Source organism: Microtetraspora fusca (genome assembly GCF_001570365.1).
In the GTDB taxonomy this organism is placed as follows: domain Bacteria; phylum Actinomycetota; class Actinomycetes; order Streptosporangiales; family Streptosporangiaceae; genus Microtetraspora; species Microtetraspora fusca.
In genome coordinates this window covers 123,780-147,520 of the sequence record NZ_BBYK01000051.1, presented here as the reverse complement: position 1 = coordinate 147,520, position 23,741 = coordinate 123,780, and the positions used below count along the sequence as shown (strand labels likewise).

Genomic DNA, 23,741 nt, shown 5'->3' with positions numbered 1-23,741 from the left:
GGCCCGCGGATGGCCGCCGACTGCCCTACGCGCAGCCGACGACCGGCCGCGCATGGCTGCCGACCCCCGCGCAGCCGCTTACCGGCTCACGCACGGTCGCTGGCCGTCCTGCGCATGGCCGCCGATCGTCCGGGCGGGAAGCAGGTGCCCTGAGCGGAGCGGAGGGCCGGGGCACCGGAACCCGAACCAGGACTCAGGAACCGGAGGCGGGAGGTAAGGGGCGGAAGTGTGGAGGCGGAGGTCAGATGTGGAGGTCAGATGTGGAGAGGTGGGGGCCGGAAGTGTGGAGGCGGAGGGCAGATGTGGAGAGGTGAGGGCCGGAAGTGGGGACGTTGGGGATGTCACAGACGTTCGATGATCGTGGCGGTGGCGAGCGCGCCTCCGGCACACATGGAGATCAGCGCGGTGGACGAGTCGGACCGCTCAAGCTCGTGCAGCGCGGTGGTGATCAGTCGGGAGCCGGTGGCGCCGACCGGATGCCCCAGCGCGATCGCACCGCCGTTGACGTTGACGCGGTCCATGTCGGGTTCGTGCACGGACGCCCACGACAGGACGACGGAGGCGAACGCCTCGTTCACCTCGAAGAGGTCGATGTCGCTCGCCGTCATCCCCGTCTGCGCGAACACCTTGGCCGTCGCGTCCACCGGCCCGTCCAGGTGGTAGTAGGGCTCGCTGCCGACGAGTGCCTGAGCCAGGATCCGCGCTCGCGGACGCAGGCCGTGCCGTGCGGCGGCCTCCTCGCTCATGAGCAGCACGGCCGCCGCGCCGTCGGAGATCTGCGAGGACGTGCCGGCGGTGTGCAGGCCCTCCTCGCCCAACACCGGGCGGAGCCGGGCGAGCCCCTCGACCGTGGTCTCGCGCAGCCCCTGGTCCCTGGTGACGGTCTGGCTTTCGCCGGTCGGCTGGCCGTCCCCGTCGAGGACGGGCGCGACCACCGGGAGGATTTCGCGCTCGAACCGGTTGTCGGCCCATGCCTTGGCGGCCAGCTGCTGCGACCGTGCGCCGAAGGCGTCCAGACGTTCACGGGTGATGCCGCGCCGCTGCGCGATCCGCTCCGCGGCCTGGAACTGGTTGGGAAGGTCGATCGACCAGTCGTCGGGCCGGGGCCGGGCGGGCTGCACGTTGCTCATCAACGGCTGACGGCTCATCACCTCGACGCCGCAGGCGATGCCCACCTCGATGACGCCCGCCTGGATCATCGCGGCCACGAGGTGAACCGCCTGCTGGGACGATCCGCACTGGGCGTCGATCGTCGTCACGCCGGTCTGGTACGGCAGGCCGGCGTAGAGCCAGGCGTGCCGGCCGATGTGCCCGCCCTGTTCGCCCGCCTGGGTCACACAGCCCGCGAAGACCTGGCCGACGACCGCGGGGTCGATACCGGACTTCTCGACCAGCCCTTTGAGAGCGGTCGCCAGGACGGCCTGCGGTTTCAGGCCCGCGAGCCAACCGTTCCGCTTCCCGATCGGAGTGCGTACCGCCTCGACAATCACCGGCGTGCCCACGGTGACCTCCTCCGTGTCAGAACCTTGTTCCAGTTCCGGACTGTAACGGGTTCCACATTTCGGCGGAAGATCGGGGTCGGTTCAGCGGACGGCCCGCGCCGGACGGTGGCCGTACGACACCGCCCGGCGAGCGATCCCCACAGGTCAACGGCTGTTTTCGGGCAGGAGGGGGAGCGGGCTAGAAGTCCATCAGCAGGCGAGCGGAGACGATTTCGAGCCGCTGCTGGATCTGCTCGTACGTCCGCAGCCCGCGGAGCATTTCGAGCAGCTCGTGTACCCACACGCTGGCGAGCGAGTTCGCGAGAGTGAGCTGGTCCTCCGTGGCCAGCTCGACGGTCAGTCCCTCCCCGGCGACGCGGAGCAGGAGCCTGGCCATCCGGTCGCCGAACGGCGTCTCCACCTCGGTCATGATCAGTGACCGAAGCAGTGCGTCGGCGAGCTCCGGCTCGCGCATCAGCCCCCGGGTGGCGCGCATCAGGACGTCGACGGCGCGCCCCGAGGCGGTCGGCGCGCTCGGCGGGCGGCGCTGGATGCTCGACTCCAGCAGATCGATCTCCTCGCCCACCACGGCCACGACGAGATCCATCTTGGACGGGAAGTAGCGATAGAGCGTGCCAAGCGCGACGCCCGCCCGTTCGGCGACGGTCCGCATCTGCATGGCCTCGACGCCGCCGCGTGATGCGAGGGCGGCGGCGGCCTGCACGATGCGCTTGCGCCGCTGAAGCTGGCTACGGGTGCGGGCGCCGGGGGTGGTCGCGGCGGTCGGGTGGTTCTCCACGCTGGCTGCCCCTTCCGGGACCGGCGTCGCGGCCTCGATGACGGCATGCGGACTACGCATAAGAACACGTTATCTGACTTCTTCCCCCTCCTGGACGGTTACTCACCAGTCACAACGAAGCTCGGTCTTGCATGCCTTTCTTGGTTCCGTCGGATGCCCTGACAGATCGGAAAGAGCGCGCTCTGGACAGAGATTAGAGCGTGTTCTACTTTGCGGGGGGAGTGACTGTGGAGGAGGCGACGGCCGGAGAGGTCCAGACAACCGCGCTCGGACAGCACCACTCACCATGATCCGGTTCGCTGACGCGTTCGCCATCCGACGACCCTGGAGATCCGATGGACTTCAATCTGGACGAGACGCAGACGGAGTTGCGCACCCTGGCGGCGGACGTCCTCGACCGCACCTCGACCCACGCCAAAATCGAGGCGCACGAGGCGTCCGGCCTGCCGTACGACTCGGAGATCTGGGCGGCGATGGCGCAGGCCGGCCTGCTGGGCGTGTGCCTGCCGGAGGAGGCGGGCGGCGCAGGGCTCGGCCCCATCGAGATGGCGGTGATCCTCCGGGAGGTCGGCGCGCACGTCGCTCCGGTGCCGGCGCTGTCCAGCCTGGTCGCCGCGCTCACCATCGGCCGGTACGGCACCGCCGCCCAGAAGGAGGCCCTCGCTCCCCTGGCGGAGGGAGCGGCGGTGCTGGCGGTCGGGCTGCGCGAACCTGGCGCGGGCTTCGCGGATCCGCCCACGACGTCGGCCAGGGACGGTCGCATCACGGGGCGGATGAGCATGGTGTCCCACGCCGCCGCCGCGTCACGGATCCTGGTGCCCGCTCAAGTGGAGGGAGCGGGCGTCGGGTTGTTCCTGGTCGATCCGGCCGCGGTCGCGGTACAGGACATGCCGTTGTCCACGGGAGAGCCGGGTGCGGTGATCGCGATGGACGACGTGCCCGGCGAGCCCGTGGGAGAGGCGGACGGTCGCGCTTACGAGGCGCTCCGGCTGCACGCCCTCGCGGGGATCACGGCGACCGCCTCCGGGGTCCTCGCGGGCGCGCTCAAGATCACCACCGACTACATCAAGACCCGCAGGCAGTTCGACCGGGCCCTGGCCGAGTTCCAGGCCGTGACCGTGCAGATCGCCGACGTCTATATCGCAGCGCGGGCCGTCGACGTGGCTGTCTGGTCAGGCGTGTGGCGGCTGGCCGAGGGATTGCCCGCCGAGGAGGACCTGGCGATCGCCGCGTACACCGCTTCGGACAGCGTCGTGCGGGCCCTGTACACCTGCCAGCACCTGCACGGGGGCATGGGCCTGGACGTGACCTATCCACTGCACCGTTACTTCGCCTGGAGCAAACACGCCGCCAACCTGCTCGGCGGCGCGGAGGCCCAGCTCGACCTGATCGGAGCCCTGGTCTGATGTTCATCGAACTCACGCGGGAACAACGCCGGATCCGCGACGAGCTGCGCGAATACTTCGCGGGCTGCATCACCCCAGAGGACCGCGAGAAGATCTCGAAAGATCCGTTCGGGCCCGCGTACATGGAGCACTGCAGGAAGCTCGGCCGGGACGGCAAGCTGGGTCTCGGATGGCCCAAGGAGTACGGCGGAGGCGGCTACGGCCCGCTGGAGCAGCAGATCTTCGCGAACGAGATCGCCCTCGCCGAGGTGCCGTACCCGATCATCACGGTCGGCACCGTGGGCCCGACCCTCATGCAGTACGGCACGGCCGAGCAGAGGGAGTTCTTCCTTCCCCGCATCCTGGCGGGCGAGTGCCACTTCGCGGTCGGATACAGCGAGCCGGAGGCGGGCACCGACCTCGCCTCGCTGCGGACCACGGCCGTCAGGGACGGCGACCACTACGTGGTCAACGGGCAGAAGATCTTCACGTCGGGGGCGCACCACTCGCAGTACGTCTGGCTCGCCGCCCGTACCGACCCCGCCGCGAAGAAGCACCGCGGGATCACCATGATGATCGTCGACTGCGCCGACCCCGGTTTCTCGTGGACGCCGATCATCACGATGGACGGCCGGCACCACACGAACGCGACGTACTTCAGCGACGTCCGCGTCCCGGTGGACATGGTGGTCGGCGAGGTCAACAAGGGCTGGGATCTGATCGTCAACCAGCTCAACCACGAGCGGGTCACGCTCGGCCCGGCGGGGAACATCGGTCACACGTACGTGCGGTTCCTCCGGTGGGCCAAGGAGAAGCCCGGCCGCGACGGCAGGCCCCTGATCGAGAACCCGGCGGTACGGCGGGCGGTCGCCCAGGTGTACGCGTACTTCCGGACCAACGAGCTGCTGAACTGGCAGGTGGCCGCCAACATGGGCCTCGGGTGGCTGGGCGCTCCCGACGCCTCCGCCACCAAGATCTACTCCTCTGAGCGGATGCAGGAGGTCGGCCGCATCGTCGGAGACACCCTCGCCCGGTACGGCGACCCCGGCGACGAGGAGACACGCGACCTGATCGGACGGGTCGATCGCGGTGTGAAGGGCGGCCTCGTCCTCACCTTCGGCGGCGGGGTCAACGAGGTGCAGCGGGAGCTCATCGCGATGCTCGGCCTGCAGCTCCCCAAGCCGCCCCGGTGAGCGCCCCATCGTCCGCCTCTCCGCATGGCTCGCGGGCGAGCACGTTCTCTCCGGACCTCGCTGCTCACCACGTGCCTGTCGAGCGGGCTGCTGCCCGGCGGCGCCGTCACTTCGATGAGGAGTCCGATATCGTCGTGGCGCCGAGGTGCGGTGACCCTGGCGGGTGACCTGATCGGCGACGTCCGGACCTCGGCCCCAGGCAACGGCGCTTCGCTGGGCGGCGTGAAAGTCTTCACCCGCACGCCGGGTTCGCCGCCCGCCCTTGAGCACGGAGGACGTCTACACGATCTCCGCCGAGTCCTTCAAAGGGGCTCTACCACCTGGCCCTGGTCCAGGAGGAAGCCAGGGCCGTGGTCAACGTCGCGCTTTTCCGCCGTCACATCCTGTGCAGGTAGGCGGTCCACTGCTGCCAGAACAGGGAGCTGCTCGTGGTGACGAACGGCTCCCTCTGCAGCTTCAGGCGGTACAGCGTGTCGAAGAGCGCGTCGCTGCCCTGCATGTTGCCGAAGCTTGGCCTCGTCACCAGGCCCAGGTAGACCTTGAGCGCGGTCGCGTGGCCCTTGACCTCGGCGATGAACTGGAACAGCGACCAGCCCAGCGAGTAGTTGAACGAGCGGTACTTGTCATCGTAGAAGTGCTCGTTGTTGGGCAGGTCCGCGCGCAGCAGGCCCTTGGCCAGGCCGTCACGGATCACCCACCGGTCGGCGGCCGCCTGGGTTCCACGGTTCTCGATGTAGCGGGCGAAGCCCTCGCTGGCCCACCGGGGCGCGGACAGGCTCAGCCCCTTGCCGGCGGTGCCGCGCACCGGGCCGAGCTCGATGTCGACCGGCTGCACCGCCGTGGTGATCGCATGAGTGATCTCGTGCTTCATCACCAGCAGCGGGTCGTCCGACTTGAGGGTGGACTCCATGTTGACCACGATGCGGGAGCCCGCGTAGTGGCCCGTGACATTGACCTTGTCGGTGTTGGCACCGAGGAGGGAGATCTCCACGCCCTCCGACCAACTGGGCGTGCCCGCGCCGAACCACTTCTTGTAGCTGGCGGGCCTGCTGGTCAGGAACAGGGCGAAGCCGCCGGGCGCCGGGTTGCCCAGCCAGTCGCGGCGCACCGTGGCGCTGGCCCTGGCGGCGACCTTGGCGTAGGCGCCGAAGTCGGGCACCGACCCGTCCGTGGCCAGCACCACGTCCCCGCGCTTGGCGACGGTCAGCGGGGTCAGCTCCCACGGCGAGTCGTAGGTCAGCCCGTAGTCGTCGGTGACGGGCCCGACGTCGACCATCGTGTACTGCCCGTTCACCATCGCGAACAGGTAGATGAAATCGCTGGCGCTGCTGTCCCTGTCGACGCCGGCCAGCTTGGAGACCAGGCGGACCTTGAAGCCGTCGACGTCCTGCGGCAGCGTCTTGGTGTATCGCTGGGGTTCGGCGACCAGCGGGCCGCTGGAAGGCCCGCTGGACAGCTGCAGGGTCTCCCAGTGGAATTTGCGCAGGTTCGCGAACTGCAGCTTCTGGCTCGCCATCAGTGCGGCGTTGGACGTGTCGACGCCCGCGAGCCAGGCCTGCTCGTCACCGGAGCGCAGCGCGGCGTTGCGGCGATCGATGAAGCGCTTGACGTCGGCCTGCATGTCCGTGGCATCGCGCGTCTTCTCCACCCCGGTCAGCCGGCCGGGCAGGCGGCACCCGCTCACCAGGAACACCGATCCAGTGAGCGTGAACAGGGCACGACGGCGGGTCAGCACGTAGACCTTCCTCCATGGACGCTGATGGTCGGGCAGCAAGTCAGGCGGTGAAGATCTACGGCTGCACTCGAACGAGGTTGAAGGCTAACCGAGTGATCCACGACCGCGCCACCGAGTTGGGTGTCGCGAATGCCACCATTCGTGTCCTGACGTCGTAGGCGTCGGTGGCCATGCCGTATCGCCGGATTGCCGGCTTTCGTGGAAGAGGCCGAACCAGGCCGTCCAGGCGCTGATACAGGATCAGCCCGCCTCCTGCCGGCACTGGACCAGAGCGATCCAACGCCGTAAGCCAATCGTGACCTCAACTCATGGGTGCGGCGTTGTCGCAGGTCGCAGGTGTATCGGTTGGAAATTTCTTGATTGCTACCGGGACCCCTGTCCCCGCCGCCGTGACGCGCTCTACGACTCGCCCGCCTGCCGGACCTCTGCCTACCGGGCGCGGCAGCGGGAGGCTGTGACGGCCCAGAGTGACAGCTACGCGTACGGGTGCATCGCGGCGGCCGACCCCGGGGTTGACGACCGGGGGAGCCGCTGTCGATGAGAACGATCCTGCCAGGGTGCCGAAGGGCAGAGGCGGGATGCGGGTGGGATGGCTGCTGGTCAGCCGTCCCACGAGTGCCGCCCCGCCTGGTCAGCGTCCCACGTGTGCCGCCCCGCCGCGGCGCTTACGGACCTCAGCCACACGCGCCCGGCAGGTCATGCCTCTCTTCGGGCGCCTCTCGGCGTCAGGGAGTGACGAAGGTCTGCATGGAGAAGAAGACGAGCATGGCGATCGCCACGCAGATCAGGAAGCCGATGGCCTCCCAGGCCCAGTCATAGTGACGCTCGCGGCGCTTGTACGCCTTCGCCCTGGCCTTGTTCGCCTTGGCCTCAGCCTTGGCTGCCGCCTTGGCCGCCTTGGGCGTCGCCGCGGTGGCGTCCTCGGGCTCCGACTCGTCCTTCGCCGTGGACGGGGCCGCCGGTGCCGTCGTCTCGGCCGCGCTCGCCTTGGCCGCCTTCTCGGCGGCGGCGCGCCTCTTGGCCCGCCTTCCGCGCGGAGCCGCCGTGTCGCCGTCGGTCGGCGTGGTGGTCTCAACGGGCTCGGTGAGCTGGGCCGGAGCGGGCTTCCTCTCCGCGATACCGCTCGTGACGGTGACCGCCACCTCGGCCTCGGGCGCCAGGGAGCCGGGCAGAGCCGGGAGGGACGACGTGGTGGACGTCTCCTCCGCGGAGCGGAACGCGGCGAATTGCAGTGTTTCGGCCGACATGACGAACCCCGCCGTGCTGGACGCCGGAGAAGTCGCCTCGGGCCGCATCGGAAGCGGTGCCTCCGCGGGAGACGGGAACGTCGGCTCAAGCCGAGCGGAGAGCTGGGACTCGGTCCGTGCAGGGAACAGCGGCTCGTCCCGAACCGGGAACCGCGCCTCACGCTGAGCCGGGAGCTCGGACTCCGGCCGCCCCTGGAAGAGTGGATCGGCAGGGTCTACGCGTGCCGGCTCGGTCCGTACGGGAAACACCGGCTCGTCGGCAACGTCGGCAACGTCGGCAACAGGGGGCGCGGTCTCGGTCGGTACCGGAAGCGCCGACCCGAACGCGGGAGTCGAGCCGGACGCGGCTGATCCGAACACAACCGAGCCCGGAACGGCGGGCAGGGCCGACGTGGGCGTGGTCGTCGGCGTGCTCGGCGACTCTTGCCCGTCCGACGTCGAACGCCACGCCGAGTCCGAGCCCGGCGTGGGCGAGGAACCCCAGCCCCAGGACGGGGCGCGGGGTGAGTCCCAGATCGAGCCGGAAGCCGCATCCGGGGCGGCTGTCGGATCCGGATCGGTTGAGGTGGGGCGTGAATCCCAGATCGAGCCGGAGGAATCCGGGGCGGACGTCGAGTCCAGGGCGTCCGGGGCGTGAGCCGGGCTCCAGACCGAACCCCAGACCGCGCCCGAAGTGGGGCCGGAAGTGGAGTCGGGAGCCGGAGTGGCCGGATCCGGGGTCGAAACCGTCTCCGTCCCCTGATTTGTAAGAGCGTCCGCGGGCTTGGGCGAGGCGGTGCGGCGCTTGCGCTCGGTGAACGCCGCCAGAAGCGAGGGACGCAGCCGGGGCATCGGCTCGGTCGTCGCCTCGTGCTTCGACCGGCGCCCCGGCTTCGGCGGTACGAGGGCCTCGGCGGGGAGCACACAGGTGTTGGTCACCTGGTTGGGGTCGGTGAGCGGCAGCGGCCACGCGGGCGTGGTGGGCCACAGCTTCCGCGTCGGTAGCGTCGCCGGGGTGGTGGCGGTCTCGCCGACCTCCTCCACGGGCAGGGAGGAGAGGACCCGGGCGCGGACCGCGGCGGCCGGGCGGCGCCAGGGCAGCCGGGCCAGTACGTCCTCGATCGGCGAGACGATGATCGCGTCGTAGACCTCGGCGACGCCCATCGGCACGTACGGGGCCGAGCGGGCCGCGGTCGTCGCGGTGATGAGCGTCTGGGAAAAGCGGCGGCGCGCGCTGAGCGTGAGCTCGGCCGCGGTGTCGGTGGCGACCTCGAACACCCAGGAGAGCTCACTGGTGGTCAGGCCGCAGACCGCGGACAGGAGGAGGACTTCCCGCTGGTGGGGACGGATGTCCCGGAAGACCCGCTCGATCAGCGCGGTGGCCGGGTCGGCGACCGAGTCGACGGCCGGGAGCGCGTAGCTGACATCCCGGCGGTAGATCTCGCGCCGGGCCAGCGCGTACAGCGCGGCGCGGGCGGGGGAGGGGTCGGTGGGCACGCCCGTGAAGATGGACACGACGGCGTCGGCGGCGGAGCTTGTCTCGCCGAGCTGGTCGTGGCAGTAGGCGAACAGCCCGGCGGCGTGACGCTCGTAAAGCTCGGCGATCAGCTCACTGCGCGACCGCTGACCGGTGAGCGGTGTTGTCACTGCCGGTTCCCCTGAGGTTGGTGCGAGTGCGGAGAGTGTAGTCAATCATGCCAAGACGTCACGGGCCACCGCAGTATTCCAAGGTCCTTTGATAGATATTTAGTAAGTAATTTAAGCGATCATTCATCCGTTCCATTTCCTCCAGGGATGGGACACGACGGGCGAGATGTCCCGCGTACGCTGGCTGAGGGGGATCATGTGGCTGAGCAGAGCTCAGGGGAACGGTAGGGGCCTCGGGGTTGTTGACGTGATCGCAAACTCTCGAAGGACGAGGTTCCTGTGATCACATTTGAAGGCGTCACCAAACGCTACGACGACGGGACGGTCGCCGTGGACGACCTCACTCTTGAGGCGCCCACAGGAGCGATCACCGTGTTCGTCGGGCCGTCGGGATGCGGCAAGACGACCTCGTTGCGGATGATCAATCGGATGATCGACGCCACGGACGGCCGGATCCTCCTCGACGGCCAGGACGTGCGGGAGATCGACCCGCCCACGCTGCGCCGGGGCATCGGATACGTGATTCAGCAGGCGGGCCTGTTCCCGCACCGCAAGATCGTGGACAACGTCGCGACCGTGCCGCACCTGCTCGGCTGGGACAGGAAGCGGGCTCGCGCCCGCGCGATGGAGCTGCTCGAACGGGTGGGCCTGGACGCCGAACTCGCCCGGCGCTATCCCTTCCAGCTCTCTGGGGGCCAGCAGCAGCGGGTGGGTGTGGCCCGGGCCCTCGCCGCGGATCCACCTGTGCTGCTGATGGACGAGCCGTTCAGCGCCGTCGATCCGGTCGTCAGGACGAGCCTGCAGGACGAGTTGCTCCGCCTGCAGTCCGACCTGCAGAAGACGATCGTGTTCGTCACCCACGACATCGACGAGGCGATCAAGCTGGGCGACACGGTGGCCGTCATGCGCGTCGGCGGCCGTCTGGCCCAGATGGCCGGGCCCGCGACGCTGCTGACCGAGCCCGCGGACGACTTCGTCCGCGAGTTCCTCGGCCGCGACCGGGGCATCCGCCGGCTGTCGTTCATCCCCGCCAAGGACGTACGGCTGGCCGCGGTCCCCGCCGACCTCGCGCTGGACGCCTCCGGCCGCCCGCTCGGCTGGCGGACCGAGGGCGGGCTCCTGCCGTACGGGACGTTCAATCCGGAGCGGGACTCGCTGCGCGCGGCGCTGGACGCGGCCCTGCTCGCGGTCAACGGCACGGCGGTCGCGGTCGACGAGGACGACCGCGTGATCGGCGTCGCCACGCGGGAGGCGCTGGACGAGGTGCTCGGCCAGTACGCCGCGCGCCACACGGCTCCGGCCCCGGAAAGCCCGTGGCCGGAGGAGGCGCACCGGACGTCGACTCCCAGAGCCGCACCAGGATCGGCCGGGGAGGCGCCGGGGCCCGACGAGCCCGCGCCGACGGATCCAGGGCCGGGCGATCGCAGCGACGGGGAGGGCCCGCATGGGTGACGAACCGTTGGTGCGCTGGGACTGGATCTGGCGCAACTGGGACACCGGCCGGCCGGACAGCATCCTCGCGCTGCTGGAGTCGCACATCGTCATGGCGTTCCTGCCCGTGCTGTTCGGGCTGTTGCTGGCGGTGCCCCTCGGCCTGGCGAGCGCCCGCTGGCGATGGCTCTATCAGCCCACGGTGAGCGTGATGAACGTGGTCTACTCGCTGCCGTCGATCGCGATCTTCATCGTGATGCTCGCGATCACCGGCCTCGGGCAGGCGACGGTCATCGTGCCGCTGACGTTCTATTCGCTGGCGATCCTCATCCCGGCCGTGGTGGACGGGCTCACCTCGATCCCCGACCACGTGCGGAGTTCGGCGGTCGCCATGGGGTTCACCCCGTTGCGCCGGCTGGTGCGGGTCGAGCTGCCCCTGGCCGTGCCGGTCGTGCTCGCGGGACTGCGGGTCGCCACCGTCTCCAGCATCAGCCTGGTCAGCGTGGGCGCGCTCATCGGCCAGGGCGGGCTCGGTTACCTGTTCATCGACGGGTGGCAGCGCCAGTTCACCACGCCGATCGTGGTCGGCATCGTGGCGACGGTCCTGCTCGCGGTCACCGCCGACGGCCTGCTCGTGCTGGCGCAGCGGCTGCTGACCCCGTGGAGGCGCGCGTGAACTGGCTGATCGACTTCTTCTCGAATCCGGCGAACTGGTCGGGCCCGGGAGGCATCCCCGTGCGCCTGCTCGAGCACCTGGAGTTCTCCGTGGTCGCGCTGCTGATGGCGGCGGCCGTGGCGATCCCGCTCGGGCTCTGGGTCGGGCACACCGGCCGCGGCTCGTTCGTCATCGTGGTCAGCGCGAACGCCGCCAGGGCGCTGCCCACCCTCGGCATCCTCGTGCTGGTCGTGCTGCTCGTGGGGGTGGGCAGCACGTGGCCGGTGCTCGTCCCGTTGGTCCTGCTCGCCGTCCCGCCCATCCTGGTCAACACGTACGAGGGCGTGCGGGGGGTGGACCCCGACCTGCGGGACGCCGCGTACGGCATGGGCCTGCGCGGGCCGCAGGTCCTCTTCAAGGTGCTCGTGCCGGTCGCGCTGCCGCTGATCCTGCTGGGCCTGCGTCTCGCGGCGATCCAGGTCGTGGCGACGGCCACCGTGGCGGCCTATGTGGGGCTGGGCGGGCTCGGCCGCTTCATCATGGACGGCCTCGCGACCAAGAACTACACGATCACGATCGGCGGCGCCTTCCTCGTCGTCGTGCTGGCCCTGACGGCTCAGGCCGGTTTCACGCTGCTCTCGCGGGTAGCGGTCTCGCCCGGCGTCCGGCGGGTCCGGTAATCTATACTTTACCCCCCAATTATGAAGGGAATATTGATGAAACGCCTTTTCAGCGCCGTCGCGGTCGCCGTGACCGCGGCGCTCGCGCTTACCGCTTGCGGCGGCGGGTCCGACCCCCTGTCCTCCACCACCGCGTCCGCGACTCCGGGAGAGGCGAAGAAGGTGGTCGTGGGCTCCTTCAACTTCCCCGAGAGCGTGCTTCTCGCGTCGATCTACGCCCAGGCACTCCAGGCCAAGGGCGTCCCCGTCGAGGAGAAGCCCAACATCGGCAGCCGTGAGATCGTGTACGGCCAGATCAAGAGCGGCGGCCTGACCGTGCTGCCCGAGTACATCGGATCGTTGCTCGCGTTCGTGGACAAGAACAGCACGGCCAAGACCAAGGACGACATCCTTGCCGGGCTGAAGACGGCGCTTCCCGCCGAGCTGGAGGTCCTGCAGCCCGCCGCCGCCGAGGACAACAACTCGCTGACGGTCACCAAGGAGACCGCGACCAAGCACAACCTGACCACGATCGAGGACCTGGCCAAGGTGTCCAAGGACTTCGTCGTCGGCGGCCCGCCGGAGTTCAAGGAACGCCAGGAGAAGAACTTCAAGGACGTCTACGGCCTGGAGTTCAAGGAGTGGAAGCCGACGGGCGACGCGACCGCCGACGCGATCAAGAGCGGCGCCGTCCAGGCGGGCAACGTCTTCACCACCGACCCCAAGATCCTGCTGAACGACCTCGTCTCGCTGCAGGACACCAAGAACGCCTTCGGCGCGGACAACATCGCGCCCCTCGTCTACAAGCCGGGCGTGAACGACACCGTCACCTCCACGCTCGACGCCGTCTCAGCCAAGCTCGACACCGCCACCCTCGTGACGCTGATGAAGCGGATCTCCGTCGACAAGGACGACCCGCCGGTGGTCGCCAAGGACTGGCTCTCCCAGAACGGCCTGGTCTGACCCAGGGCGCTCTCCCGTGGCGGCCGCCCGCGCTCCCGGTTCACCGGCGACGCGGGCGCGCCCGCCGGGGAGATCGGCCGGAGGCATAGGCTCTGACCGCAACGAGCGGACGAGGTCGCGGGAGAGCGTGGTGGGCGAGTTCGTCGAGGCGATGGGGCAACTGCCCGCCGGCGTCTCGGTGGTCACCGTACGAGAGGGCAGGGACGACGTGGGGGCCACGGTCTCCACGCTGATGTCGGTGTCGCTCGATCCGCCCCTCGTCATGGTGAGCCTCGCCTCCGCGAGCTACCTCACCGAGATGCTGCTGCGCCGGGACCGCTGGGCGGCCACCGTCCTCGCCGACGGGCAGCAGGCGATCGCCTCCCGCTTCGCCACGCCGGGCCGTCCGAGCGCCCGGCTGCTGCTGGCCGGCGCGGCCCACCACCGCGGGCCGAACAGCGAGGCGCTGATCGTGGAGGGCGGCGTGGCCGCGCTGGAGGCGGAGACGTCGCAGGTGGTTCCGGCCGGAGATCACATGCTGTTCATCGCCTCCGTGCTGGCGGTCGACTACATCCATCCCGCGAACGCCCCGCTCGTACGGCTCCGCGCGCGCTATCGGCCCGTGTCCTGATCTCAAGGGCCCACCCTGGGCGTGACCTGCCCGTTTGGCGTTGAATGCCACTTTGGTCCTGATCGCTGTGGCATGATCGAGCGTCGATCGACGACACGCTTTTCAATGGATGGTGCCACGGTGACGACAGCCAATCCTCCGGTCATCGTTGGCCGTTATCGGTTGATCCGTCCCCTTGGCCAGGGCGGGATGGGAACGGTCTGGGAGGGGCACGACACCGTCCTCGACCGGCCGATCGCGGTCAAGGAGGTCATCCTCCCGATCGGAGTCGGCGACGAGCAGCGCGCCGAGTTGATCGAGCGCGCCACGCGCGAGGCGCGGACCGCCGCGCGGCTCAACCACCGGGGCATCATCGCCATCTACGACGCCGTCCAGCACGACGGCCGCCCGTGGATCGTCATGGAGCTCGTCCCGTCGCGGTCGCTGGACGACATCGTCACCGAGGACGGTCCCCTGCCCGCCGTCCGGGTCGCCGAGATCGGGCGCGAGGTGCTCTCCGCGCTCACCTGCGCCCATGCGGCCGGCGTCATCCACCGCGACGTCAAGCCCGCCAACATCCTGGTCGGGCGGGACGGCCGGATCGTCCTCACCGACTTCGGCATCGCCACGTTCGAGGAAGACACGTCGCTCACCAGGACCGGGATGGTCACCGGGTCGCCCAGCTTCATCGCCCCCGAGAGGGTCACCGGGGCGCAGGCCGGGCCCGCCTCCGACCTCTGGTCGCTCGGCGCGACGCTGTACGCGCTGTTGACCGGCAGGTCGCCCTTCCACCGGGACAGCGGGATGGCGGTGCTCGCGGCGCTCATCAGCAACGAGCAGGCCGACCTCGGCCAGGTGCCGCCCGAGATCCGTCCCGCCCTCGCCGGGCTGCTGGTCAAGGACCCGGCGTACCGCGTCGGCGCGGGGGAGGCGGACCGGATGCTGGCCGCGGTCGCCGGCCCGATGCCGGGCGGTCCGACGCCCGGCCCCGGGCCCGGTGGCGCGATGCCCGGCGGCTTCGGGCCGTACGGCGGTGTGCCCGGCGACCGTGTCTCCGGTCCCTCGGTGCCCGGGCTTCCGATGCCGGGAGGTCCGGTCCGGGGCGGCATGCCGGGCGATCGTGTTTCCGGTCCCTCGGCGCCGGGGCTCCCCGTTCCCGGCGGCGCGATGCCTGGAGGTCACGCCGCACGCGGCGTCCTGCCCGGCGACCGCCTCTCGGGACGCTCCATGCCCGGTCTCGCCGTGCCGGGCGGTCCTGGGCCCGGAGGCTTCGCGCCCAACGGCGGTGTGCCGGGCGATCGTGTTTCCGGTCCCTCGGTGCCCGGGCTTCCGATGCCCGGCGGCCCGCCGGGCCGTACCCCGCCGGGAGGGTCGATGCCCGGCGCCGGACGTGACGGAGCCTGGCCGGCGGGCGCGCACCCGCAGCACACGTCTCACCCCATGGCGCGGCCGACGCAGCCGGTGTCGCAGGCGCGGACGTCCGGGTGGGGCCTGGGCCATTGGGCGCTGCTGGCCGCGGCTGTCGCCGTGGTGCTGGCCGTGGTGACGACGGTCGCCTGGAACCTCCTTGACAGCGCGACGGCGGACGGCACGGTGGGCAACGGCAATTCGTCGGCCTCGACGTCCGCGCGGCCGTTGCCCCTCCAGCCGTTCTCCTCCGACAAGGGGTGGAGCGTCCGCGTGCCGAAGTCCTGGAAGAACGACCACAGCGACTACGGCGTGCAGTGGTGGTCGGACCCGAAGGGCCGCGCGGTGCTCACCATCCAGGTTGACGACAGCGACGCCGATCCCATGGCGTACCTCAGGAAGGAGGAGCAGAACGTCAAGGCCGACAGCGGCAGCAAGTACCGGCGGATCGAGATGCGCAAGATCTCCTTGCCGGCCGGTCAGGCGGCCGAACTGGACTTCACCGCATTCACCCCCAGTTCCTCTCTTGATGGCCTCGAACTCAAGGGCGGCTATCGCGAGATCGTACGGGTGATCTCCACCGGGTCGTCGTTCTGCTACCTCAGCTGGCAGGTACGCGTGAAGGACTGGGACGCCTTGGAGCCGACGATGCGGGCCGTCTTCAAGTCGTTCACCGCCCCCGCCTGAGCGGGCGCATCGGCCGAGCGACTCGGAGCGAGGAGGGCACGAGCCGCCTCAAGGGTGCCCCGAGCCCGCCGAGCGCAGCGAGGCAGAAAGCACACCACCCCGAGCCTCCGAGCGAAGCGAGCGCCATGAGCTTCGGCGCGCCCCATGCGAGCAGCCGGTCTTATGATCGCCCTGGCCCGGGCGCCGTCGTCACCTTCGGAGCGTCGTTCCTCATCCCCTAAGGGCTGGCGGCGCCCATCTCCTTCCCGGCTCCGGGTTCCGCCCTTGTGACGAAACGCCGTCGCCGGGCTCGTTGATCCCAATCCTTTTGATCGCTCTAAGTGATTGACTGTTTCCATACAGTAAAGGGAGGGGTTCATGACCGCATCACGAGGCGCGGTGGACGGCGCCGTGGCGCTGGTCGGCGTCGGTTGCCGACTCCCCGGGGGGATCTGCGACCTCGACGGCCTCTGGCGAGCGCTCGAGCAAGGGGACGATCTGGTCGGCGAGGTGCCGCCGGAGCGCTTCGACGTCCTGCGCTGGGTCGACGACGAGAAACCACGCGACGACAGGAGTTACACCCAGGCCGGAGGCTTCCTGCACGACGTCACCCGATTCGACGCCGCCTACTTCCGGATCTCCCCGAAAGAGGCGGCGTCCATGGATCCGCAGCAGCGGTTGCTGCTGGAGATGACGGCCGAGGCCCTGGACGACGCGGGGATCGATCCGGCGACGCTGGCCGGGACGGACACGGCGGTGTTCGTCGGGATCTCTGACACCACCTATGGCACCCAGCAGATGTTCGAGCCGGGCGGCATCGGCCCCTACACCATGGTCGGCGCGGCGTTGTCGATCGCCGCGAACCGGCTGTCGCACGTCTTCGACCTGCGCGGTCCCAGCATGGCGGTGGACACCGCGTGCTCGTCGTCGCTGCTGGCGGTGGATCGGGCCTGCCGTACGCTGCTGGACGGCACCAGCCGGGTGGCGCTGGCGGGCGGGGTGAACGTGCTGCTCTCCCCGTACGGCTTCGTCGGGTTCAGTCGGGCGTCGATGCTCTCGCCGAGCGGCCGGTGCGCCGCCTTCTCCGCGAACGCCGACGGGTTCGTACGCGCCGAGGGCGGCGGCGTGGTGGTCCTCAAGCGGCTGGCCGACGCGCTGGCCGACGGCGACCGGGTCCACGGGGTCATCCTCGCCGCGGGCACCAACAACGACGGTCACACCAACGGGCTGGCGCTGCCGAGCTCCGCCGCCCAGGAGGCTTTGCTGCGGCAGGTGTACGAGGGGGCCGGCATCGACCCGGACGAGCTGGTGTACGTGGAGGCGCACGGCACCGGCACCCAGGCGGGTGACCGGGCCGAGTGTCTCGCGCTCGGCCGCGCGTTGGGGGGCAGGCGCACCGGTGAAGCGCTTCCGATCGGGTCGGTGAAGTCGAACCTCGGGCATCTGGAGCCGGCTTCCGGCATGGCAGGACTGCTCAAGGCGCTGCTGGTGCTCAAGCACGGCACGCTGCCGCCCTCCCTGCATACGGAGGAGCTCAACCCCGCGATCGACTTCGACGGACTCGGGCTGTCGGTGGTCACCGCGTCCCGGCCGCTGCCCCGCCCGAGCGGGCGGCCTGTGGTCGGGATCAACTCCTTCGGTTTCGGCGGCAGTAACGTCCATGTCGCGCTCACCACCGCCCCGGCCCTCGAGGGGGCGGAGACGCCCGGCGCGCCCGGGCCGTTGCCGGTGATCGTGTCGGCCGGGACGCCGCAGGCGCTCCGTCAGGCGATCGACGCCTTCGCCGATCACCTCGACACGATTCGGGATGAGGACTTCTACGACGTCGCGTACACCACGAGCCGTCGCCGCGGCGCCCACGCGCACCGGGCCGCGGTCCTGGCGGCGTCGCCGCGGCAGGCGGCACGTGAACTGCGGCGGCTGAACGCGGATGACGAGGCCGCGGAAAGCACGCCGAAGACCGCGCGACCGACCCTGGCCGCGGGCGTCGAGAACGGCGGAGTGGCGTTCGTCTTCTCCGGCAACGGCTCACAGTGGGCGGGCATGGGCGCGGACCTGCTGGCCGAGGACGAGGTGTTCCGCTCCGCCGTGGAGGAGGTGGACGCCGCGCTGACGCCGTGGCTGGGCTGGTCGGTGCTGGCGGAGATGACGCTGCCGCCGGAGCGGTGGCGGCTGACGGCGACCGAGGTGGCCCAGCCCATGCTGTTCGCCGTGCAGGCCGGACTGGTCGCGATGCTGGCCAACGCCGGGGTACGGCCGGCCGCCGTGCTGGGGCACAGCGTCGGCGAGGTCGCCGCCGCGTACGCCGCGGGTGCGCTGACGCTGGAGCAGGCCGCGCGGGTGATCGCCGAACGCGGCGCCGCGCAGGCGGCCACGAGGGGCCGGGGCCGGATGGCCGCCGTCGGTCTGTCCGAGGCGCTGGCCCGCGAAGCGCTGGCGGCCTACCCCGATCTGGAGATCGCGGCGGTGAACACCGACCGGGACGTCACCGTGGCCGGCCCGGAAGACCAGCTCAAACAGCTCGGGGCGGACCTCGACGCGGACGGCGTGTTCGTCCGCCACCTGGACATCGACTACCCCTTCCACACGAGCGCGATGGACACGGTCCGCGAGCCGCTGACGCGAGCCCTGGAGGGGCTGGCCCCCTCGGCGGCCCGGATCCCGATGATCTCGACCGTGACCGGCCGTCCGCTGTCCGGTCCCGAGCTGACCGTCGAGTACTGGTGGCGCAACGTCCGCGAGCCCGTACGGTTCGCCACGGCGGTGGAGCATGTCCTTGGCGAGGGCCTCGATGTGCTGGTGGAGATCGGGCCGCACCCGGTGCTGCGCTCCTACCTCAGAGGCGTCGGCGGTCAGGCACGGCGTAGGGCCGTCGTCGCCACCGTACGGCGCGGGGAGCCGGCTGCGACCTCCGTGCGCGCCGCCGTCGCGACCGTCATCGCCTGCGGCGCGCGTCTCGACTGGCGGCGCTACTTCCCGCGCCCCGGCCGGGTGTGCACGCTGCCGCGCTACCCCTGGCAGCGGGAGCGGCACTGGATCGGCCACCGCGGCACCTGGCATCGCACCAGCGGAAGCGGAGAGGTCGACCACCCCCTCCTCGGTGAGCGGATGCCGTCGCCCCAGCCATCCTGGCACGGCCGCGTCGAACGCCCGCTGGTGCCGTGGCTGGCCGATCACCTCATCGGCGGAATCGCCGTCATGCCCGTCACCGGGTACGTCGAGATGGCGCTCGCCGCCGGACGGCTGGCCCTGTCGGAGGGCGGCGGCCCGCTGGAAGTGGACAGGGCGATGGTGACGCGGGCGCTCGCGATCTCGGGTGACCCCGACGACCCTCCCATCCAGGTGGAGACGACGCTGGCACCGGAAACCGGGGTGCTGACCGTGTCCAGCACGGAGAACGTCAGGCAGCCGCCGCAGGAGCACTTCCGCGCCCGGGTCAGGCCCCTCCTGCGCCGGAGTCCCCCGCCGCTGGACGTCGCCGGACTGCGCTCGCGCATACCCACTGCGGTGGACGTGGACGACTTCTACCGACAGACCGTCCACGGCGGCCTGAACTACGGCCCGGAGTTCCGGGTGCTGACCGGGCTGTGGAGCGGCGTCGGCGAGGCGCTGGGCCGTTACTCCTGTCCAGAACAGGCGGACGGGCGCTATCACGTGCATCCCGTGGTCCTGGACAGCGCGTTGCAGGTCGGCGTCGCGTGGCTGCTGGAGACCCTACGCGTCGGCAACGGCTTCCTGCCCTCGGCCATCGGCTCCGTACGGGTGTGGCGCGCGCCGTCCCCGGAAGGTCTGCTGTACATCCGCGAACGCGCGCGCGGCGAGGACGAGGTGCGCTGGGACGTCACCGTGGCGGACCTCGACGGCCGGGTGGCCGTCGAGGCGGAGGGCTGCCGGCTGAGCCGCGCCGTCACCAACGCCGTCACGCCCCTGACCCGCCAGCGGACGGAGTTGCGCGCCCAGCCGTACGACGACGTCCCGGGAGCGCCGTGGCCGCTGGGCGGAGACGAGCAGGCCGAGCCGGCGACGAGGAAGCGGATCGCCGAGCTCCGCGCGGCCTGGTGGCGGCTGGGCCACGACCGGTCCGCGGACCGCTTCGAAGAGGTCTTCGCACACGGCCTGGCCCGCGCCCTGGCCGAGCTGGCACCGGCCGCGGCTGACGGAATCGCCCTCGACGAGCTCGTACGGCACGGCGTGGACCCGCGGCGCATCCCGATGGCGCGGCGGGCCCTGCCCCTGCTGGAACGCCACGGGCTGGCGGAACGCCTCGACGGCGACCGCCTCCGGCTGGACACGTCCCGGGTCGCGGCCGAGCGGCTGAGCCGGGAGCTGTGCGCGGAGGGCGTGCCCTTCGCCGCCGAGCAGGCGCTGGCGGTGCTCGCCGCCGGGCAGCTCGGGCCGGTTCTTACCGGGCGGCGTGATCCCGCCGAGGTGCTGTCCTCCGGCGGGGGCGCCGAGCTGTACGAGCAGGTCTTCGACATCGCGCCGCTCAGCGTGTTCGCCAACCGGATCGTCCGCGCCCATGCCGAGGGGATCGTGCGGAACTGGCCGGCCGACCGGTCGTTGCGGATCCTGGAGGTGGGAGCCGGGATCGGTGGCACCACCGCCATGCTGCTGCCCGTCCTGCCCGCCGACCGCACCCGCTATGTCTTCACCGACGTCACGGACTCGGTCCTGGCACGCGCCCGGCGCCGCTTCGCGGCGTTCGACTTCGTCGACTACCGGCCATTCGACCTCGACGTCGAACCCGTGGAGCAGGGATACGCACAGGGCGTCTTCGATCTCGTGATCGCCACCCACGCCCTGCACCTGGCGCACGACCCGGCCGCGGCCCTGCGTCACCTGTCCGGCTTGCTGGTTCCCGGCGGGCGGCTGCTGGCCGTGGAGTCGCACCGGCCGCCGGTCGTCGCCCTGGCCGACATGCTGGAGAACTTCCGGGACGTCCTGGAACCGTCTCGCTGGCCCGCCCTCCTGGCCGGGTCCGGTTTCCATGTCATCGCCCAGGACGGCGACGCCGACACACCCGAGCACAGCGACGTGTCCGTGCTGCTGGCGAGCGCCACCAGGGCACCGGTACGGCAGGAGCCGGCGGCGCTCGATCCAGGCCGGGTATGGGTCGTCGTCGGAGAGGACGACCTCGGGGCCGTGGTGCCCGCACTGGTGAACGAGCGCGGCGGCCGCGCGGTGACAGCCGACCCGGACGGCTTGACGGCCCAGGTCCCGCCGGACGCCGCATCAGTGGCCTTCATATTCGTGCTCGGCGGCGACGCCGAGCCGGCGTCGGAGGCCGCCGTGGAGGTCGTCGGGCGCCGGATCGCGACCATGCGCGCGATGGCCGGCCTGTGCCGGCGGCTCCCGGCCGGCGCGTTCGCGGGCCTGTGGCTGGTCACCCGGCCCTGTGGCGCGCTGCCGGAGCCTGAGGCGGCCGACGGCCGGACGTATCCGCAGGACGCGGCGGTCTGGGGAGCGGCCCGCACGCTCGGCAACGAGCTTCCCGAGCTGACCGTCCGGCGGATCTGCCTGCACCGCACCGGTGACCTCGGCGAGGACGCCGGACGCCTGCTCGCCGAGTTGGCCCGTGCAAGTGATGAGGACGAGGTCGTGCTCACGCCCGGGGGCCGCTTCGTCGCCAGGACCCGGGAGGTCGAAAACCGGGTCTCGCTCGTACGGCCGGTTCGGGAGGGCGCCTGCCGGCTGGTCGTACGCGACCCCGGCATGGCGTACAAGCTGGTCTGGCAGGAGATGGAGCCGGTCCCACCGGGGCCGGGCGAGGTGCTCATCGAGACGCGCGCGGTGGGGCTGAACTACCGGGACATCGTGCGCGCCGTGAACATGCTGCCCGGAGAAGCCTTCGACAGCGCCTACGACGGGCACCCTCTGGGGCTGGAGGTTGCGGGCGTCGTCGCCGCCGTCGGCCCCGGCGTCCGCGATCTGGCGGTGGGGGACAGGGTGCTGGCGATGGGGCCGGCCGGCATTGCCACCCACGCGACGGTTCCCGCGTCGTGCGTGGGGCGCATTCCCGACCACGTGAGCTTCACGGAGGCGGCCACGGTGTCCCTGGCGTACATCACCGTGGTGCACGGGCTGGGGCACTGCGCGCGCCTCCGGGGCGGCGAGACCCTGCTCGTGCACGGCGGCGCCGGAGGCGTCGGCCTCGCCGCGATCGCCTACGCGCGCCGACTGGGCGTCCGGGTCATCGCCACGGCGGGCTCCCCGGCCAAACGCGATTTCCTGCGCGCGCTGGGCGTCGACCACGTCCTGGACTCCCGCGGCCTCGACTTCGCCGAGGAGGTGAGGGAGTTGACCGGTGGGCGCGGCGTCGACGTCGTGCTCAACTCACTCGCGGGGGAGGCGCTCCAGCGAAGCATGGAGACCGTGGCTCCGGGCGGCCGGTTCGTCGAGATCGGCAAGCGGGACATCTACCACAACAGGCCGTTGCTGATGCGGCCCTTCGGCGACAACATCGCCTTCTTCGGCGTCGATGTGGGGTCTCTCATGAGCCAGGCGCCGGAACGGGCGGCAGAGGCGGCCGCAGAGATGCTCCGGCTCACGTCCTCCGGGGCGCTGCCACCCCTGCCGCACACGATCTATCCCGCCGCCCGGGTGGAGGACGCCTTCGCACTCATGCGGGCCTCGCGGCACATCGGAAAGATCGTTTTCACCTTCGACCGGCTCGACGAGCCCGTCACGGTGGAACCGGCGCCGCGCGTGCCCGAATTCGACCAGCGGGGCAGCTATCTGATCAGCGGAGGGCTGGGCGGCTTCGGCGCGGCCACCGCCCGCTGGCTGGCCGCGCGGGGAGCGCGCCATCTGGCCCTGGTCGGCCGCCGCGGAGCCGACGCCCCGGAGGCCGCGAGCCTCCTGCGTGAACTGGACGAGCGCGGGGTGTCGGCCCGCGTCTACGCGGCGGACGTCACCGACGAGGGGGCGGTACGGCGCATCGTGGCCGACCTGGACGCCGGCGGCCATCCACTTCGGGGTGTCGTCCACTCGGCGATGCACCTGGACGACGACATGCTCGTCGATCTCACCGACGACCGGATCCGCGCCGTCCTGCGGCCCAAGATCGCCGGCGCCCTGGTCCTGGACGCCGTCACCGCCGACCGCGACCTGGACCTGTTCCTCATGTACTCGTCGCTCACCACGAGTCTCGGCCATCTTGGGCAGGCGCCGTACGTGGCCGGGAACCTGTTCCTGGAGGCGTTGGCGCGCCGTCGCCGCGCCGCCGGACGGCGCGCCCTGGCGGTCTGTCTGGGGGCGATCGGCGAGACCGGGGTCCTCACCCGGAGTAGCCAGGGCGAGGTGCTGGCCAGGATCGGGGTCGAACCCGTCCGTCCTGCGGAGGCGTTCGCCGCCATCGAGGAGATGCTCGCCGACGACGCCACGGTCGCGGGAGTGGCGCGCTGCGACTGGAGCCGTTTGGGACAGCTCTCACAGGTGCTGAACCGGCCGCGGATGTCCCCGATCATGGCCGCCTGGCCGCAATCGAACGACGCCGGAGGCCGGAACCTGGCGCAGGACCTGGTCGCCATGGACGACGAGCAGGCCGTCGAGCACGTCAACAGCCAGATCTCACACCTCCTCGCGGCGATCCTGCACATGTCCCCGGACCAGATCAGCCACGACCGGAGGCTGGAGGACTACGGCATGGACTCGCTGATGAACGCCCAGATGCACGCGTCCATACGGCGTCAGTACGGTGTCGAGATCTCCGCGCTGGAACTGATGCGTCAGGGCGGCACCGTCACCGACATCACCCGCAGCCTGCTGAACCGGGTGCGCCGCGCCGGCTCCACCGGGGGCGGCGACGGGGCCGCGGGCCGATCTCACGCATGACCGGGCCGGCGGCGTGCCCTGCCCGCCGTCGGCCTCCCGGCTCCCAGCAGAGCTCCCACGGAGTTCCTCGCG

13 protein-coding genes are annotated in these 23,741 nt (G+C 70.9%); 9 read left to right on the top strand and 4 right to left on the bottom strand.

What is annotated here, in order from left to right; genetic code table 11:
• Nucleotides 1–341: 341 nt before the first annotated feature.
• Entirely contained in the window at nt 342–1,502 is a 1,161-nt protein-coding gene (locus AWQ68_RS21500) for a steroid 3-ketoacyl-CoA thiolase (RefSeq protein WP_066942935.1), read from the bottom strand.
• A gap of 178 nt (nt 1,503–1,680) precedes the next feature.
• Entirely contained in the window at nt 1,681–2,340 is a 660-nt protein-coding gene (locus AWQ68_RS21495; protein ID WP_174554129.1) for a TetR family transcriptional regulator, read from the bottom strand.
• Between the two features lie 275 nt (nt 2,341–2,615).
• Here AWQ68_RS21495 and AWQ68_RS21490 point away from each other — a divergent pair, with 275 nt between their 5' ends.
• A complete protein-coding gene (locus AWQ68_RS21490; protein WP_066942933.1) occupies nt 2,616–3,686 on the top strand; it encodes an acyl-CoA dehydrogenase family protein in 1,071 nt (356 codons plus the stop codon).
• Nucleotides 3,686–4,858, top strand: coding sequence for an acyl-CoA dehydrogenase family protein (locus tag AWQ68_RS21485; protein WP_066942931.1), 1,173 nt, complete (start codon nt 3,686–3,688; stop codon nt 4,856–4,858). Before AWQ68_RS21490 ends, AWQ68_RS21485 begins: the two co-directional genes overlap by 1 nt.
• 376 nt (nt 4,859–5,234) lie before the next feature.
• On the opposite strand, the gene AWQ68_RS21480 is transcribed toward AWQ68_RS21485, so the two are convergent.
• Together AWQ68_RS21480 and AWQ68_RS21475 are read right to left on the bottom strand one after the other, a co-directional pair.
• A complete protein-coding gene (locus AWQ68_RS21480; protein WP_066942929.1) occupies nt 5,235–6,593 on the bottom strand; it encodes a hypothetical protein in 1,359 nt (452 codons plus the stop codon).
• A 725-nt stretch (nt 6,594–7,318) separates the two neighbouring features.
• Nucleotides 7,319–9,466 (bottom strand): hypothetical protein, encoded by a 2,148-nt coding sequence (locus AWQ68_RS21475; protein ID WP_066942927.1) that lies wholly within the window; start codon nt 9,464–9,466, stop codon nt 7,319–7,321.
• A gap of 279 nt (nt 9,467–9,745) precedes the next feature.
• On the opposite strand from AWQ68_RS21475, the gene AWQ68_RS21470 reads away from it, so the two are divergent.
• From AWQ68_RS21470 to AWQ68_RS45765, 7 genes are all read left to right on the top strand, one after another.
• Complete coding sequence (locus AWQ68_RS21470) at nt 9,746–10,918, top strand: ABC transporter ATP-binding protein (RefSeq protein ID WP_084464258.1); 1,173 nt, start codon at nt 9,746–9,748, stop codon at nt 10,916–10,918.
• Nucleotides 10,911–11,573 (top strand): ABC transporter permease, encoded by a 663-nt coding sequence (locus AWQ68_RS45130; protein ID WP_066942925.1) that lies wholly within the window; start codon nt 10,911–10,913, stop codon nt 11,571–11,573. The genes AWQ68_RS21470 and AWQ68_RS45130 overlap by 8 nt, the downstream gene beginning before the upstream one ends.
• Nucleotides 11,570–12,232 carry an ABC transporter permease gene (locus AWQ68_RS45125; protein WP_245656022.1) on the top strand — a complete coding sequence of 221 codons (663 nt, stop codon included), beginning with the start codon at nt 11,570–11,572 and terminating at the stop codon, nt 12,230–12,232. Before AWQ68_RS45130 ends, AWQ68_RS45125 begins: the two co-directional genes overlap by 4 nt.
• 36 nt (nt 12,233–12,268) lie before the next feature.
• Nucleotides 12,269–13,174 carry an ABC transporter substrate-binding protein gene (locus AWQ68_RS21455; protein ID WP_066942921.1) on the top strand — a complete coding sequence of 302 codons (906 nt, stop codon included), beginning with the start codon at nt 12,269–12,271 and terminating at the stop codon, nt 13,172–13,174.
• 130 nt (nt 13,175–13,304) lie between these two features.
• Entirely contained in the window at nt 13,305–13,784 is a 480-nt protein-coding gene (locus tag AWQ68_RS21450) for a flavin reductase family protein (protein ID WP_245656021.1), read from the top strand.
• A 120-nt stretch (nt 13,785–13,904) separates the two neighbouring features.
• The gene (locus AWQ68_RS21445) at nt 13,905–15,857 is read left to right on the top strand and encodes a serine/threonine-protein kinase (protein ID WP_218006962.1); all 1,953 of its coding nucleotides are present in this window, start codon (nt 13,905–13,907) and stop codon (nt 15,855–15,857) included.
• Between the two features lie 357 nt (nt 15,858–16,214).
• Nucleotides 16,215–23,669: a type I polyketide synthase gene (locus AWQ68_RS45765; protein ID WP_066942917.1), complete on the top strand. Its 7,455-nt coding sequence runs from the start codon at nt 16,215–16,217 to the stop codon at nt 23,667–23,669.
• The last annotated feature ends 72 nt before the right edge of the window (nt 23,670–23,741 follow it).